The sequence below is a fragment of the Luteolibacter sp. LG18 genome (assembly GCF_036322585.1).
GTDB lineage: Bacteria > Verrucomicrobiota > Verrucomicrobiia > Verrucomicrobiales > Akkermansiaceae > Luteolibacter.
In genome coordinates this window covers 5,167,042-5,181,487 of sequence record NZ_AP024600.1, presented here as the reverse complement: position 1 = coordinate 5,181,487, position 14,446 = coordinate 5,167,042, and the positions used below count along the sequence as shown (strand labels likewise).

14 protein-coding genes are annotated in these 14,446 nt (G+C 64.4%); 11 read left to right on the top strand and 3 right to left on the bottom strand.

Annotated elements, in window-relative coordinates; all coding sequences use genetic code 11:
• Positions 1 to 512 precede the first annotated feature (512 nt).
• From llg_RS20685 to llg_RS20665, 5 genes are all read left to right on the top strand, one after another.
• Positions 513 to 1,481, top strand: coding sequence for a serine hydrolase (locus llg_RS20685; RefSeq protein WP_338286947.1), 969 nt, complete (start codon positions 513 to 515; stop codon positions 1,479 to 1,481).
• A gap of 57 nt (positions 1,482 to 1,538) precedes the next feature.
• Complete coding sequence (locus tag llg_RS20680) at positions 1,539 to 2,612, top strand: ATP-dependent 6-phosphofructokinase (protein ID WP_338286946.1); 1,074 nt, start codon at positions 1,539 to 1,541, stop codon at positions 2,610 to 2,612.
• A gap of 125 nt (positions 2,613 to 2,737) precedes the next feature.
• The gene (locus llg_RS20675) at positions 2,738 to 3,223 is read left to right on the top strand and encodes an Lrp/AsnC family transcriptional regulator (RefSeq protein ID WP_338286945.1); all 486 of its coding nucleotides are present in this window, start codon (positions 2,738 to 2,740) and stop codon (positions 3,221 to 3,223) included.
• Positions 3,224 to 3,309: 86 nt separating this feature from the next.
• Entirely contained in the window at positions 3,310 to 4,476 is a 1,167-nt protein-coding gene (locus llg_RS20670; RefSeq protein WP_338286944.1) for an aminotransferase class I/II-fold pyridoxal phosphate-dependent enzyme, read from the top strand.
• Positions 4,477 to 4,488: 12 nt separating this feature from the next.
• Positions 4,489 to 5,259 (top strand): CAAX prenyl protease-related protein, encoded by a 771-nt coding sequence (locus tag llg_RS20665; protein WP_338286943.1) that lies wholly within the window; start codon positions 4,489 to 4,491, stop codon positions 5,257 to 5,259.
• Positions 5,260 to 5,512: 253 nt separating this feature from the next.
• Here the strand turns inward: llg_RS20665 and llg_RS20660 are convergent, their stop codons facing one another.
• Both llg_RS20660 and dnaG read right to left on the bottom strand, forming a co-directional pair.
• Positions 5,513 to 6,859 carry a PA14 domain-containing protein gene (locus tag llg_RS20660; protein ID WP_338286942.1) on the bottom strand — a complete coding sequence of 449 codons (1,347 nt, stop codon included), beginning with the start codon at positions 6,857 to 6,859 and terminating at the stop codon, positions 5,513 to 5,515.
• 247 nt (positions 6,860 to 7,106) lie between these two features.
• Positions 7,107 to 8,990, bottom strand: coding sequence for a DNA primase (dnaG, locus tag llg_RS20655; protein ID WP_338286941.1), 1,884 nt, complete (start codon positions 8,988 to 8,990; stop codon positions 7,107 to 7,109).
• 183 nt (positions 8,991 to 9,173) lie between these two features.
• On the opposite strand from dnaG, the gene llg_RS20650 reads away from it, so the two are divergent.
• From llg_RS20650 to llg_RS20630, 5 genes are all read left to right on the top strand, one after another.
• Complete coding sequence (locus llg_RS20650; protein ID WP_338286939.1) at positions 9,174 to 9,344, top strand: hypothetical protein; 171 nt, start codon at positions 9,174 to 9,176, stop codon at positions 9,342 to 9,344.
• 124 nt (positions 9,345 to 9,468) lie between these two features.
• Complete coding sequence (locus tag llg_RS20645) at positions 9,469 to 9,936, top strand: hypothetical protein (protein ID WP_338286938.1); 468 nt, start codon at positions 9,469 to 9,471, stop codon at positions 9,934 to 9,936.
• A gap of 92 nt (positions 9,937 to 10,028) precedes the next feature.
• Positions 10,029 to 11,162 (top strand): serine hydrolase domain-containing protein, encoded by a 1,134-nt coding sequence (locus llg_RS20640; RefSeq protein WP_338286937.1) that lies wholly within the window; start codon positions 10,029 to 10,031, stop codon positions 11,160 to 11,162.
• 144 nt (positions 11,163 to 11,306) lie between these two features.
• Positions 11,307 to 11,558 carry a hypothetical protein gene (locus llg_RS20635; RefSeq protein WP_338286936.1) on the top strand — a complete coding sequence of 84 codons (252 nt, stop codon included), beginning with the start codon at positions 11,307 to 11,309 and terminating at the stop codon, positions 11,556 to 11,558.
• Between the two features lie 227 nt (positions 11,559 to 11,785).
• Entirely contained in the window at positions 11,786 to 12,313 is a 528-nt protein-coding gene (locus tag llg_RS20630) for a hypothetical protein (protein WP_338286935.1), read from the top strand.
• A gap of 105 nt (positions 12,314 to 12,418) precedes the next feature.
• Here llg_RS20630 and llg_RS20625 read toward each other — a convergent pair whose 3' ends face one another.
• Positions 12,419 to 13,018: a class I SAM-dependent methyltransferase gene (locus llg_RS20625; RefSeq protein ID WP_338286934.1), complete on the bottom strand. Its 600-nt coding sequence runs from the start codon at positions 13,016 to 13,018 to the stop codon at positions 12,419 to 12,421.
• Between the two features lie 244 nt (positions 13,019 to 13,262).
• Here llg_RS20625 and llg_RS20620 point away from each other — a divergent pair, with 244 nt between their 5' ends.
• Entirely contained in the window at positions 13,263 to 14,417 is a 1,155-nt protein-coding gene (locus tag llg_RS20620) for an aminoglycoside phosphotransferase family protein (RefSeq protein ID WP_338286933.1), read from the top strand.
• Positions 14,418 to 14,446 lie beyond the last annotated feature (29 nt).

The window sequence follows — 14,446 nt, the reverse complement described above, 5'->3', positions numbered from 1 at the left end:
GTCGCGTGGGTCGGGGTTGCGGGCGGACCGGCGCGGCGGGCGGATGAGGCCCGGCGGTGTTGGGAGGGTCCAGCGTGCGGACCGGCGAGGCAGGGATGGTCCGGCTTTTTGGTGCCGGGAGGAACTGCCGCTGGAGTACATGGGCGTTCCTGGGAATCCGTGCCGGCCGGCTTGCGCCGCCGCCCGTGGGCAGAAATCTTTCCAGTTCCAAGGATGCGGCGACCGGCGGGCGCTCCACTCGGGGCGGCCAATAGGATGGTCATGGGGCCGGTTTCGGGCATCCGGGGTGGTGGGAAAGATCCTGCTGCCGCGGGAAGCTAAGGCTTCGAGAAAGATTGGCAAGGCATTAACCGCCCTTCTACAACACGCGCGAGAAGATGAGCAGGGGGGCTGGCATGCAAAATGCCCCCTCAATCGGGTGGAAATTTGCCTTTCCTGATATTCAACCTCCCAATCGGTCGCCTTTGGGGTTGAGTCGGGGGCGGCGGTCGATAGATTCGCGCCGGACAGCCATGCTCAAGCCCTTTTTCTCCCGTCTGGTGCCATTGCTGATGCTCTCAGCCCCCTCCTTTGTCGCCGCGCAAGCGCCTGAAAGCGTGATGGTCGTGGAGGCGTGGTCGGGCAAAATCCTGGTCGCCGCGAACGCGGGCACGAAGCGCCCGGTCGCCAGCCTCACCAAGATCGCCACCGGCGCTCTCGCCGTGGACTGGGCGAATGCCAGCCAGACCGACATCGCCACGGTCATGCTCACCGTGCCGGACTCCGTGGCCACCATCGGCGGCCCGAACCCGATGCGTCTCCAGCCGGGCGACCGCCTCAGCCTGCGGGACGCGCTGGCCTCGGCCCTGCTCGGTTCGGACAATCTCGCCGCGCAAACGATCGCCGACCACATCGGCCGTGATTTCCTGAGCCGCCGCGGCGGTGGGGGCGATCCGGTGGCGGCCTACGTGGCGGAAATGAACCGCCTCGCCCGTGCGCTCGGGATGAGCCAGACGACCTTCACCAATCCCCACGGCCTGGAGCTCCCCGGCCAGCGGGTGGGCGTCTCGACCGCCGCGGACATGACCCGGATCTCGATCTACGCGATGCGCCGCGCGGCGTTCTCCTACATCGTGCGCCAGAAGGACCGCAAGGTGACCGTCAACGGTGCGGGCGGTGCCCGTTCCTTCACGGTGCGCAACACCAACGAACTAATCGGTCAGGAAGGCATGCTGGGTGTGAAAACCGGCACCACCAACGCCGCCGGTCCCTGTGTTTCCGCCTGCCAGGAGCGCGAGCCGCTGGTCCGCAAGAAGCCGGACGGCAGCAAGGGCGTGACCCCGCGCCGCGTGATCGCCGTGGTGCTGAACAGCCCGGACCGCTTCAACCGCGCCCGCGCCCTGATCGAACAGGGCTGGGGCATCTACGACCAGTGGCTGGCGAGCGGTGCTCCGGTGCAGGATCCCCGCCGCGAACTGCTCAAGGCGGAAGACCCTCTCTGACCCAAAATCCGGCTCGTTCCCGGAACACTTCCCAAATACCCGAAATCTAAGACACTCATGCGCATTGGTATCCTGAACAGCGGCGGGGACTGCCCCGGTCTGAACGCGGTCATTCACGGGGTTGTCGGCGCGGCCGATGAACTCGGTTGGGAAGTGATCGGATTCCGGGATGGCTTCGAAGGCCTCCTGCCTCCGGGCGATTACACCGTTCTCACCCCGAAGGACACCGTCGGCATCCTGAAAATGGGTGGCACGATCCTCGGCACCACCAACAAGGGCCACTTCGCCGCCAAGGTCGGCAAGGGCGACATCGCCGAAGTGCCGCCGGAAATCGTGGCGAAAGCCAAGCGCACCATGGACCAGCTCGAGATCAGCGCGCTGGTCATCGTGGGGGGCGACGGCTCGCTGACCACCGGCCTCCAGCTTTACCGCGAGGGTTGGCCGATCATCGGCGTGCCGAAGACGATCGACAACGACCTCCACGCCACGGCGATGACCTTCGGTTTCGACAGCGCGGTGAATTCGGTGGTCGATGGCCTGGACCGCCTCCAGACCACGGCGGAAAGCCACAAGCGTGTCATGGTTCTCGAGGTCATGGGCCGCCACGCCGGTTGGATCGCCCTGTGGGGCGGCATCGCCGGTGGTGCCAGCGTGGTGCTCCTGCCGGAAATCCCCTTCAGTTTCGAAAAGGTCGCCGAGCACATCAAGGCCCGCGACGCCCAAGGGTACCACAGCACCCTCGTGGTGGTGGCGGAAGGCGCGTGCCTGCCGCAGGGCGACATCGTCAGCGTCGACCCGAACTCCGGCGGTGAAGTCCGTCTCGGCGGTGTGGGCGACGTGGTGGCGAAGCGCCTGGAAGCCCTCACCGGCAAGGAAACCCGCTCCTGCACGCTCGGTCACCTCCAGCGCGGCGGTGCCCCGACCTCCCTCGACCGCATCCTCGGCATGCGCTTCGGCGTGATGGCGGTGAAGTTGGCGTCCGAAGGTGAGTTCGGCCGCATGGTCAGCTACCAGTCCTATCACGTCGGCTCGGTGCCGATCCAGGACGCGGTGAACAAGCTGCGCCTCGTCGAGCCGGACAGCGAGCTGGTCCAGGCCGCCCGCGCGGTGGGGATCTGCCTCGGCGACTGACGGGTGTTTTCTCCGTATAGGTCCTATAAGTCCTATAGGACCTATATTTCAGGGTAAATCGGGCGTGACGGGAGGACGACTTCCGCTAAAACGCCTCCGGCTACCTCCCATTGGAACTTTTCCGCATGTCCACCGATCCGCTCCTTCAGCTCCTCCGCAGCAAGGCCCGCTACTCGCACGAGCAGCTCGCCGAACTGCTGTCCATTTCCCCGGACCAGGTCAATGTCCGCATTGCCGCGTGGGAAAAGGACGGCACGATCCTAGGCTACCAGGCCGTGGTCGATCCGGAGCGCGCGGACGGTGACTCCGTGTCCGCCTTCATCGAGGTGAAGGTGACTCCGGAGCGCGGCGGCGGCTTCGACCGCCTCGCGATGCGCATCGCGCGTTTCGACCAGGTGACGAGCTGCTACCTGGCCAGCGGCGGCTACGACCTGATGGTCGTGGTGGAAGGCGGCGACCTCCGCGAGGTGGCCCGCTTCGTGTCCGAAAAGCTCAGCACCCTCGATGGCGTGCTCTCCACCGCCACGCATTTCCGGCTGAAGACGTATAAGGAAAACGGGTTCCTCTTCGACCAGGAAGCCCGAGCCGAGCGCCTCGCCGTCTCTCCGTGAGAGAGGAATGGGTAGTCGCGATTGGTGATCTCAAGCCGGCGATTGCCCGGCAGTAGATCTCCAACCAACCGCATCCCACCACCACCATGGATTATTCCACTAAAATCGCGCGCAATGTCGCGGGGATCCCGCGATCGGGTATCCGCGACTTCTTCGAGCTCGTCCAAGGCCGCGAGGGCGTCATCTCCCTCGGCGTCGGCGAGCCGGACTTCGTCACTCCCTGGCACATCCGGGAGGCCGCCATCTACTCGCTGGAGAAGGGGCAGACGACCTACACCTCGAACCTCGGCCTGCTCTCGCTGCGCAAGGCCATCTCCCGCTACGTCGGCGAGTTTTTCGACGTGCAGTATGAAGCCTCGAAGGAGGTACTCGTCACCGTCGGCGTGTCCGAGGCGATCGACCTCGCCCTGCGCGCGCTGCTCAATCCGGGCGACGAGGTGATCTTCCACGAGCCGTGCTACGTGTCCTACAGCCCGAGCATCGTGATGGCCTATGGCAACGCGGTGTCGGTGGAGACGAAGAAGGAGAACGGTTTCTCGCTGAAGCCCGAGGCGCTCGCCGCCGCGATCACACCGCGCAGCCGCGTGCTGATGCTGAATTTCCCGACCAACCCGACGGGCGCGGTCGCCACCAACGAGGATCTCGAGGGCATTGCCAAGCTCTGCATCGAGCACGACCTGATCGTGCTGACCGATGAGATCTACAGCGAGCTGCGCTACGACGGCGTGAAGCACGTCTCGATCGCCTCCCTGCCGGGCATGAAGGAGCGCACGATCCTGCTCCACGGCTTCTCGAAGGCCTTCGCGATGACCGGTTTCCGCCTCGGCTATGCCTGCGCGCCGCAGCCGATCATCGAGGCGATGATGAAGATCCACCAGTACTCGATGCTCTGCGCTCCGATCATGAGCCAGAACGCCGCGCTGGAAGCGCTGGAGAACGGCACGCCCGCCATGCAGATGATGCGGGACAGCTACCACCAGCGCCGCGATTTCCTGGTGAAGCGCCTCAATGAGATCGGCCTGTCCTGCCACACGCCGGGCGGTGCCTTCTACGTCTTCCCGGACATCCGCTCGACGGGGCTCTCCAGCAAGGAGTTCGCCACCGGCCTGCTGGAGGCGGAGAACGTCGCGGCCGTGCCCGGCAGTGCCTTCGGCACCAGCGGCGAGGGCTTCCTCCGCTGCTGTTACGCCACCGGCATCGAGGACCTGCGGAAGGCAATGGACAAGATGGAGCGCTTCGTCGGCTCCCTCTGACCCTTCCTCCCCATGGACACGGCCCCACGCAACGACCAGGAAGCGCGGGCGCTGACCTCGGCGCATGTCCTGCCGCTGGCCGTGTTCATCGGATTCCTCCTGCTCCTCCAGGTGGTGGGGGCGGAGATCACGTGGAAGCATCCGGACGCGCCGTGGTGGCGGCGCGCGCCGGAGCAGTGGATGTATCCGCTGCAATCGCTGGTCGTCGCCGGGCTGCTGCTGCGCGGATGGAAGTACTATGACTTCCGTTGGTCCGTGAAATGGACCGTCGTCGGGATTCTTTGCGGAGCGGCGGGCATCGGCCTGTGGCTGCTGCCGACCACGCTCTACGACCGCCTCGGGCTGGACACCGACCCGGAAGGTTGGCGGGCGTGGCTGGGGGTTGCCGCGCGCAAGGAGGGCTTCGACCCCGGCGTGTTCCAGTCGCCCGCGGCCTGGTGGACCGCGGTGGTGCTGCGGTTTTTCCGGGCGGCGGTGGTGGTGGCGCTGGCCGAGGAGATCTTTTGGCGCGGGTTCATGATGCGGTTCCTATTGGATTGGGAAGGGGATTGGACCCGGCAGCCGTTCGGCAAGCCTTCGCTGCTGTCCTTCGTGGTCGTCACCGGGCTCTTCACGGCGATCCATTCCGGGCCGGACCGCGCGATGGCATTTCTCTACGGCTCGCTGACCTACCTGCTCTGCATCCGCTCGAAGAGCCTTGGTGCCTGCGTGGCGATGCACGCCACTGCGAACCTGCTGATGTGCCTCTACATCGTGGCCTACGGGAAGTATGGCCTGTGGTAGTGATGTAGCTGGAAGCTCCGCTTCCGGATTGTCTCCACCAGCTCCAGTTGGCGGTGGTGGGGAGGCCGAACGATGGGCAATTAGGTAGGGCCTGCTCCCGGGTGGACTGGATTTGCCCGGGTTTTCGCGGGTCTTCCCACGCGCAAGTTTGGAAACTTACGCTACTTCGCCTGCGGCGTTCACTCGTCAGCTCCCTTCTGCATTTTCAGCTACCAAAGAAAAATGGCGCCTCGAAAGGCGCCATTCGTTCGGTTCAGATATCGGTGCGGGATTTGCCGCTGAGCTTCCAGATCGGGCCGTTCTTGTCGTAGGGCGGGCCTTCGCCGGGAGCGGCGGGGCTGTTGTCCAGACGGAACAGCGGCAGGATCGGGGCGCCGCTGGCGTCCTTCTCGTAGGTGGCACCGATTTCCTCGATGAGGAGGTAGGCGAAGAAGAAGCCGCCGGGAACCTCGCTGACCAGGATCTCGATCGGATAGTCGGTGTTGTCACGGGCTTCGAACTCCATGCCGACGCCGAGGCCGGAGATGTCGGACTTGGCGCGCTGGGACATCGAGCCGTAGTTGTAGATCGCCATCGGTTTGGGCATCGCGAGATCGCGGCGGGCGCGATCGTATTCCTTGTCTTCTTTGTCGCCCTTCAGTTCGGCGCCCTTGCCAGCCAGCTTGATGTTCGCCGTCGGCGATTCGTAGCCGTAGTCGAAGACGTTCTTGTTGTTGAAGCGCACCACCACCACGTCATCGCCGGCACCCACGAAGCGGTACTTGCCGGTCTTCGGCGGGCGGACCATGCCACGGTAGATGACGACCCAGCGGGAGCCCGGCACGTCGCAGTTGAAGGCTTTCGGCGCGCCGTCGGCGGGGAGAACCGGCATGTAGATCTTCGTCTGGGCCAGCTTCTGCGGGGCTTGGAAATAGGAGTTGGCGAGCGAGCGCTCGTTCCAACCGCGGCTCACGAAGCCGTGCAGGATGTCACGGGTGCTGTCCATGATCTCACCCCAGTTGGTCTTCTCGCCAAGCGGGGTGGTGCGGCCCTTCGGATCCTGCTTCAGGTCGTAGAAGGTGCCGACCAAGGCATTGGCCTTCGGATCGATGATGCCGAAGGGGCTCATGCCCTTGGCGTTGCCACCGAGGCCCGGACCGCTGCCGGAGCCGAAGCCCGTGCCGTGGCCATCACCGCGGCCGCCGCCGGAACCACTGCCGCCAAGGCCGCCGGACAGACCGCCCGAGGAAAGGGAGCCGACGTTGGACATGGCCGAGGCCGCGTCCGGTTCCGGAAGGGTGAACGAGCTGGCCACGCCCTTCGCCGCCATCCGCGGTGTGTTCGGGGTGGTCATGGTGGCGCGCTGCTTCTTGTTGCTCACTTCCTTCACGCCCGGGGAGCCGCCGCCGCCGCCTTTCGGCATGAAGTCGACTTCCTGCTTCTTTTCCGGGATGATCTGGAAGATCCAGAAGATGCCGATCACCAGCAGGACGGCATGGACGATGATGGAAATGGAAAGCGAGCCTCCGCCGAGCTTGCGCCAGACCGTGTTCTTTTTCTGGTCCTGGTGTTCTGGCACATGTGCTGCTGGGACGTGGTCTGAATGGACGTTTTGTTGCATGTCCGTGGTGGGTTGTTCGGATGGGCGGTTCGAATAACCCAAGCGACATGAGACGGGCGACCGGGCGGGATCGCAGCTTTCCGCCCGGGCATCATGCCGTGGGTTTTCGAGACGCTTCCAATATGCCACCGTTATGGCCAAGACGCTTGTAGAAGCACGGCGTCTTTGTGTATGATTCTGCCCTTGATTGGCTTTCCGAATTTGCCTGTAAGTGGGGTAAATTGTTGCAAACAAATGAATTGCGGGATTATTTGTCCCGTTTCTTCCACTCCTTCTTCGCCACCGGCTTCTTTGGCGCGGGCGGCAAGATATCTTCCACGATGAAACGGCCCTTCACGCCGTCCAGCAGCCGCTGGATCTCCTTTCCTTCCTCCAATAGGAAGGTCAGCCGTTCCCGCGAAAGTCCCGGATCGTTCAAGAGCGCCTTGTTCCGGGCGTCCCGCTGGAGGAGCACCTTCGCGGCCAGCATCGACATGGTCTCATAGCTCGCCGCCACCGGATCCTCGTGGGGGCGGTCGGCGTGGAGCAGGGTATTGAGCGCCAGCCGGTCCTCCTCCTGGAGGTGGCCGAGGAAGGCATTGACGGCGGCGGGAGCCGCGGGATCGGGGTGGCCGGCGAGGATCCGCTCGAGCAGTGGAATGCCGGCCAGGAACTCGCCGGCTTCGTGGAGCGTTTCGTACTGCTCGGAAAGCAGCCGCTGGACCTCGGCGGAACTCAAGGCGAGCTGGCACAGCAGGCCGACAGTGCGGTCGACCGGGGTGGGAACGGCGGTCGGACTGGTCGACGCTTCCGTGGGGTGCTCGCGGCGCTGGGGTTGTTTGAGCGCGGTGACGGTGACTTCCTTGATGGCGGAGATGCCCATCTGGAGGCGGGACGCCAGATGGTTCATCTGGATCTCGCGGGTGGCGGTGTCGCTCATCACCGCGAGCAGGGCGGCGCATTCCCGGGCGATGGCGGCGCGGGATTCCGCGTGGGACATGGCCCCCGAGGCAGTGGCGCGGTCGATCTTGAAATCGAAGAACTCGCGCGCATTGGCGATCAGGCCGCGGAAGGCCTCCGCGCCGTGGGCTTTCAGGAACGAATCCGGGTCGTCGCCGCCCGGCAGCTCGATCACCCGCACGGCGATGCCTTCCATGATGAGCTCGCGGAAGGACTTCTCGGCGGCGGTGAAGCCCGCGCTGTCCGCATCGAAGCAGAGGACGACGGACTTGGTGTAGCGCTTCAGCAGCCGCGCGTGCTGGCTGGTGACGGCGGTGCCCTGGGCGGCGATGGCTTGTTCGATGCCGTGTTCGTGGCAGGAGATCACGTCGATCTGGCCCTCGCAAAGCAGCGCGGCCTTTTCGTGGAGGATCGGCTTTTTCGCACGGTCGAGCGCGAAGAGGATGTTGCTCTTTTTGAACAGCGGGGTCTCCGGGGAGTTGACGTATTTGCCGGACCGCTTGTCCTCCACGAGCTGGCGGCCGCTGAAGCCCACCACATCGCCGATGTCGTTGCGAATCGGGAACATCAGGCGGTTCCGGAAACGGATGCCGATGCCAGAGCGGGGATCGTTTTCGTCCTTGAGATAAGCCATGCCGGATCCGACCAGTTCGCGGCCGGTGAACTTCCGCTCCCGTGCCCAATCGGTGTACCAGCGCAGGTTATCCGGCATCCAACCGATGGACCAGCGCTCCGCCATGTCCCGGCCGAAGCCGCGGGATTTCAGATAGTCCCGGGCGTGTTGGGCGTCGGGCGAGGTGAGCAACAGCTCATGGATGTAGGCGGTGGTTTCCCGCATCAGATCCAGCAGACGGCCGCGCAGGCGGCGGGCCTGGTCGGCTTGGGGATCGGATTCCACCTCGATGACAGGGACGCCCACGCGGCCGGCAAGCTTCCTTACGGCATCGGTGAAGGGGAGGTTCTCATACTCCCGGATGAAGGCGATGGCGTCGCCGCCCTTGCCGCAGCCGAAGCAGTGGAAGGACTGGCGGCTGGGGGTGACGTTGAACGAGGGGCTTTTCTCGTTGTGGAATGGGCACAGGCCCTTGAACCCGGATCCCGCCCGGCGCAGTTGGACGTAGGAACCGATCAGGTCCACGATATCGGTCGCGGCGAGGACCTGCTGGATGGTTTCCTGGGGGATCTGCGACACGGTGTGGGGCTGGGAGTATGGCGATGCGGATGCGGACGTCCAACCCCGAAGCGGGAAACCGCGAAATCACCGATCCGGGCGGGTTAGGGGGAAAACTACGCAGGCGGGGCTAACACGATTTGCAGACGAGGCCGGTTCGTGGCATCGCTCTCATGTTGGAACCCGGAAGGTTCCCTCATCCCCATGAAAGTCGTACGCAAGAATTCGGCCGGCGAAAGCCGCGAGGTGTTGCTGAAGGAGTATTTCGTGACCGCTTCCCTGATCGCGCTGTTGAAGCGGGTGGGAGCCGAAGCCGCCCGCTGTGCGCGGCCCGCTCCGAAGCAGGAACCCGCGCTGGTGCGCGTGCGACGCTAGGATTTCCCGGTTGCTGGTTGGTCTCGTCCCGCCCGGTCGCCATGCCGGGCGGGATTTTTCCGATCCCGCCCCTGAGGCGGGATCGTCTTGCCCTCTGGTCCGGGATTTGCTCTAATTCCGGCCAGTGGAGTATCGAGCGAGGATCCGGGCCGCTGTCGGCTGGCTGGAACTCGGCCTGGCCGACGAGGCTCTCGTCGAGCTGGCGCCGCTCCCGTGGCGTATCCAGATCCGTCGGCCGGTGTTGGAGCTGCGGCTGGCGGCGGAAATGGCCCACAAGGCGTGGAACCGGGCGTCGGAGACGGCGCGGCTGCTGTGCCTGCGGTTCCCCACCGAGCCGCGGTTTTTCCTGCACGCGGCCTTCTGCCTGCATGAAACCGGGGACACGCTGGAAGCCTGCAGGTGGCTGCTGCGGGGGCCGAAGGCGCTGTTTGGCGATGCGGTGTTCCATTACAACCTGGCTTGTTACCTGAACGTGATGGGCCAGCACACCCGGGCCAAAGGGCACTTGGAAACCGCGTTCCGGCTCGAACCGGGGCTGCGGGATGAGGCGGAGAAGGATGAGGATCTGGCGGGGTTGACGGTGGAGTGCTAGAGGAGTGCCGAGTCAGCAGTGGAAAGTGATCAGAGGAGAAGGTGAGCGGGATTGGCTTGCGTGGTGGGACGGGATGTTCCGAAGTTCCGCCCGTGTCCGTTTCTCCCGCCCAACTCGGCCAGGTGCTGTCCGCCTTCGAACGAAATTTCCTCGAGCGGAACGAGCTTGGGGCATCGGTCTCGATCTGGTGGCAGGGCGAGGAGATTCTGTCGATCGGCGAGGGATATGCCGACCGGGCAAAATCCCGCGCGTGGACCCCGGAGACGCTGGTGCCGGTGTATTCGGCGACCAAGGGACCCACGTCGGCCACGCTGCTGATGGCGTTGGAGACGCACGGGCTGGGACCGGAAACGCTGGTCCGCGAGGTGTGGCCGGAGTTTCCGGTGGCGGAGGCGACCTTCGCGCACCTGCTGTCCCACCAGTGCGGGTTGGCGGCGCTGGATCGCCGGGCGAGCGTGTGGGACCACGCGGAAGTGGTGGCGGCGGTCGAGGCGCAGACTCCGGCCTGGCGACCGGGCGAGGGGCAGGGCTATCATCCGCGGACCTTCGGGGTGCTGGTGGATGAACCGGTGCGTAGATTGACGGGGAAGACGCTCGGCGCGTTTTTTCGCGAAGCGATCGGGGCTCCGCTGGGCCTCGATTTCTGGATCGGCCTGCCGGAAAGCGAGCAGGGTCGCGTGGCCACGCTGTATCCCGGGAAGGCGGACAAGTCGGATCTGGAGGAGGGCTTCTATAGCGAATTCCACAAGGAAGGGTCGTTGGTGCGGCGGGCGTTTTCGTCGCCGCGCGGGCTGCATTCGGTGCAGGAGATGAACGACCCGAAGGCGTGGTCGGCGGGCTTCCCGGCGATGGGCGGGGTGGGCACGGCCTCGGCGCTGGCGAAGTTCTATCAGGCCGCGATCGGGGCGATCGATAGCCCGCTGTCCGCGTCGGTGCGGGCGAAGCTGGCGGCCACCCGCGTTCAGGGGGATGACCGTATCCTGATGCGGGAGACCTGTTTCACCTGCGGCTGCCAGAAGGACCCGGTGGACGCGGCGGGGAACAAGAAGCGGCGGCTTTACGGGGAGTCGGTGGGGGCCTTTGGCCATCCGGGCGCGGGTGGCAGCCATGCCTTCGGGGATCCGGAGACGGGCCTGTCCTTCGCGTACGTGATGAACCAGATGGAGCTGAGCGTCTTCCCCGGACCGAAGAGCACGGACATGATCGAGGCGTTGTTCGGGGAGTGAGGGGATGCGATTGCCCAGTTTGGCTGGATGGGTGATTCCGTCCGGTGCTTCGATACGTGGTCGATTGTTGTGCATCAATAGGCTGGGACTGCACCCGTGCGAACGAACTTGAAGCGTTTCCCGTTCGATCATCAATCTCTTCGCATGGATGCCCTGATCCGAATCCTCGTGGAAGACGTCCTGATTTTTGCCAACAGCGATGAAGAGCAGATGGCGGAGGATTTTGCGGTTGTGCAGTTGGAGCGAATCGCAAGCGACCTTCTGTCAGCTGGTGATGGCCCTATTCAACAGTTTCACCGAGTCGTGGAGGAAATGATTCGTGAGGCAAAAGGTAGTGGAAATGAATCGCGGCAGCTTCTTCTCCAGTCTTTGCCATCCCATCTGGGGCTGATTTGAAATCAGCAGTGTGTAACCAGCGGAAACACGGCACGGTAAAATCGGCGTAAAGCGATGGAACCCGGTTGAAGTGGGCCGGGGTGTGTGGTTGGAAACGAAGTGCGATGAAGACATGCACTTTGATCCATGCCATGGCGGGATTTGGTTTGCTCGGTGGAGCGCAGCCTGTGTCCGCGGAGGGGTTTCATTTCCGGCCGGTGGAGATTCCGGCCAACGAGGTCCGCTTGATGGAGCTGGCCCGGGTGCGGGAATTTAGGGTCGCCTACGAGCTGGGCGAATCCAGTCCGCAGACGTTGCTGGTGGCGGAGCTGTACACGTTCGGCAAGCCGACGCGGGTGTTCCGGCTTTCGCGGGCGATTTACCCTCCTGGCAAACAATCTTCCTCGGGAACGATCTCCTTTGGCTGGAACCGCGACGCCCGGCATCTGGTGTGTGTCCACGACAACGGGCGGCCGGAACTGTATTCACCCTTTAGCGCAAAGATCAATCTGCCGGAGTTCTCGCCGATGGATGCGTTCTATTTCCAGGACTCCACCGCGGAGGACCGGGGGTCGGAGTCGGGCGGCGTGAAGTTCCGGCTCTATCCCGTGGCGGGATGGTGCGGGGAGAGGAGCCTCCAGATCCGCTCCGAAGGCGTGAAGAGCGTGAAGGATTACGTGGCAGCGTGCGCTTCAGCGGGCGCGAAGAACGCGGTGGTGGTCTATGTCTATCGGAGCGAGTACGGGGGAGACCCGCCGATGAAGTTCGAGCCGTGAGCGGAGGAGGTCGTTCGCGAAGCCGGCATCGTTAGATGAAGGGATGGGATGTTCTCGTGGCAGCGGACGCAGCCATTCGACCCGGTCGCCCACGGCGGTGCGACCCTACCTTCGGCGCAGTACGGCGAGATGGCGGTCGACGGACTTGTTCGGCGCGTCGTCGAGGATGCGGGATTCCGCGTGGCGGAAGTTCACTAGCAGCTCCGCGCCGCGGAGTTTCAGCGCGGTAAGGGCGAGGGCGTGCTCGCGGTCGAAGTAGGAGGTGATGGCCAGCACGCCGCCGGGCTTGAGGGCGGCGAGGGCGTTTTCCAGCAGGCGGTCCCACACCGGGGCGTCGTGCCAGTAGTTCTGGTGGCGGATGAAGACGAGGTCGAAGGGCGGCAGTTCCCGCATGCGCTCGGTGCGGGAGGCATCGCCGGCACGGAACTCGATGCGGGTGTCCGGCGTTTCCGGTTTCCAGCGTTTCGTGGCTTCCGCGATGTCGCCGGGGAGGAGGTCGATGCCGAGGTAGAAGCCGACTTGCGCCGGGGACAGCGCGGCGAAGAGGGTGCCGGTTTCATCGGCACGGCCGCATGCCAGATTCAGCACGGCGGCGGGGGAGTCGGCCACGAAGCCTGCGAGGGACAACGCCTCCGTGAGCTTGACCCGCAGCCGTTCCACGTCGGCGGCGATGCCGGGGAAGCGGAAGGGCAGGCGGGGTTGCATGCCGCGGGGCTAACCGTTCGCTGGCGGGGGATCAAGCGCGGGACGAGCGCCATGAAATGGCCGGACATGATGAAATCAGGACGGCGTTGGGGAAAATGGCGAATGCCTGATGGCGGGAGCGGGAATGAGACTTGGCAATTTCCGCAGGAGGATGTCGGAAGACTACGGATGGATTGATGCATGGAATAAAAAACACGTGGTTTCCGGCTGGCCCGTGGTCCGCTCATTGCTAGACTGGCCGGACATGGTTCCATTCACCTCTCCGGTTCGCGAAATCGACCCCATCGTCCAGGAAGCCGTCAGTGCGATCGGTAGCCAGTTCGCGATCGGCGGTGAGTTCGTGTTCGGGGAGGAAATCCAGAGCGGCCACATCAACTCGACCTACCGCGCGACCTACGAGCTGCCGGACGGTTCCCGCCAGCGCTACATCCTGCAGCGGATCAACGACAGCGTTTTCAAGGATCCGCATGCGGTGATGCGGAACATCGAGTGCGTGACGCGCCACATCAACTGGAAGGTGCTGCGGGTGAAGAAGGACCTCGGCGGACAGACGTTGAACCTCTACCCGGCCCGCGGCGGCCACTTCTGGGCGGAGGCCCAGTGCGGCGGCCTGTGGCGCTGCTACAATTTCATCGAGGGCTGCTTGACCTACGATGTGGTCGAGAATACCCGGCAGGCCTATCAGGCGGCGCGGGCCTTTGCGTCCTTCCAGGATCTGGTGAGCGATCTCGCACCCACCGAGATCGTCGAGACGATCCCGAATTTCCACGACACCCGGCGGCGCTACCAGCGGCTGCTGGAGGTGGCGGCGGAGGATCCGCTGGGCCGCCTCGAGTCCGTCCGCGCCGAATTCGATTTCATCCGCGCTCGCGGCGAGATCACCGGCAAGCTGCTGGATCTGAGGGACGCGGGAGAGATCCCGGTCCGCATCACCCACAACGACACCAAGATCAACAATGTGATGATCGACTCGGAGAGCGACGAGGCGGTGTGCGTGATCGACTTGGACACGGTGATGCCGGGGCTCTCGCTTTACGATTTCGGCGACTTGGTGCGCTCCGCGACCAGCCCGGCGGCGGAGGATGAAATTGATCTCACGAAGGTCCAGATGCAGATGCCGATGTTTGAGGCGCTGACGGAAGGCTTCCTCGACGCCGCCGGTGGTTTCGTCAACGAGACCGAGGTGGAGCACATGGTCTTCGCCGGAAAGCTGATGACGTTGGAAGTGGGCATCCGCTTCCTCACCGATCACCTCGAGGGCGACGTGTATTTCAAGACCCACCGCCCGGATCACAACCTTGACCGCTGCCGCACCCAGCTCAAGCTGGTCGAGCGGATCGAGGAGCAGGAAGAGGCGATGGAGAAATTCGTCCGCAAGGTGTGGCGGGGGAAAAGATAAAGAAAGTGCCGAGTCATCAGTGAGCAGTG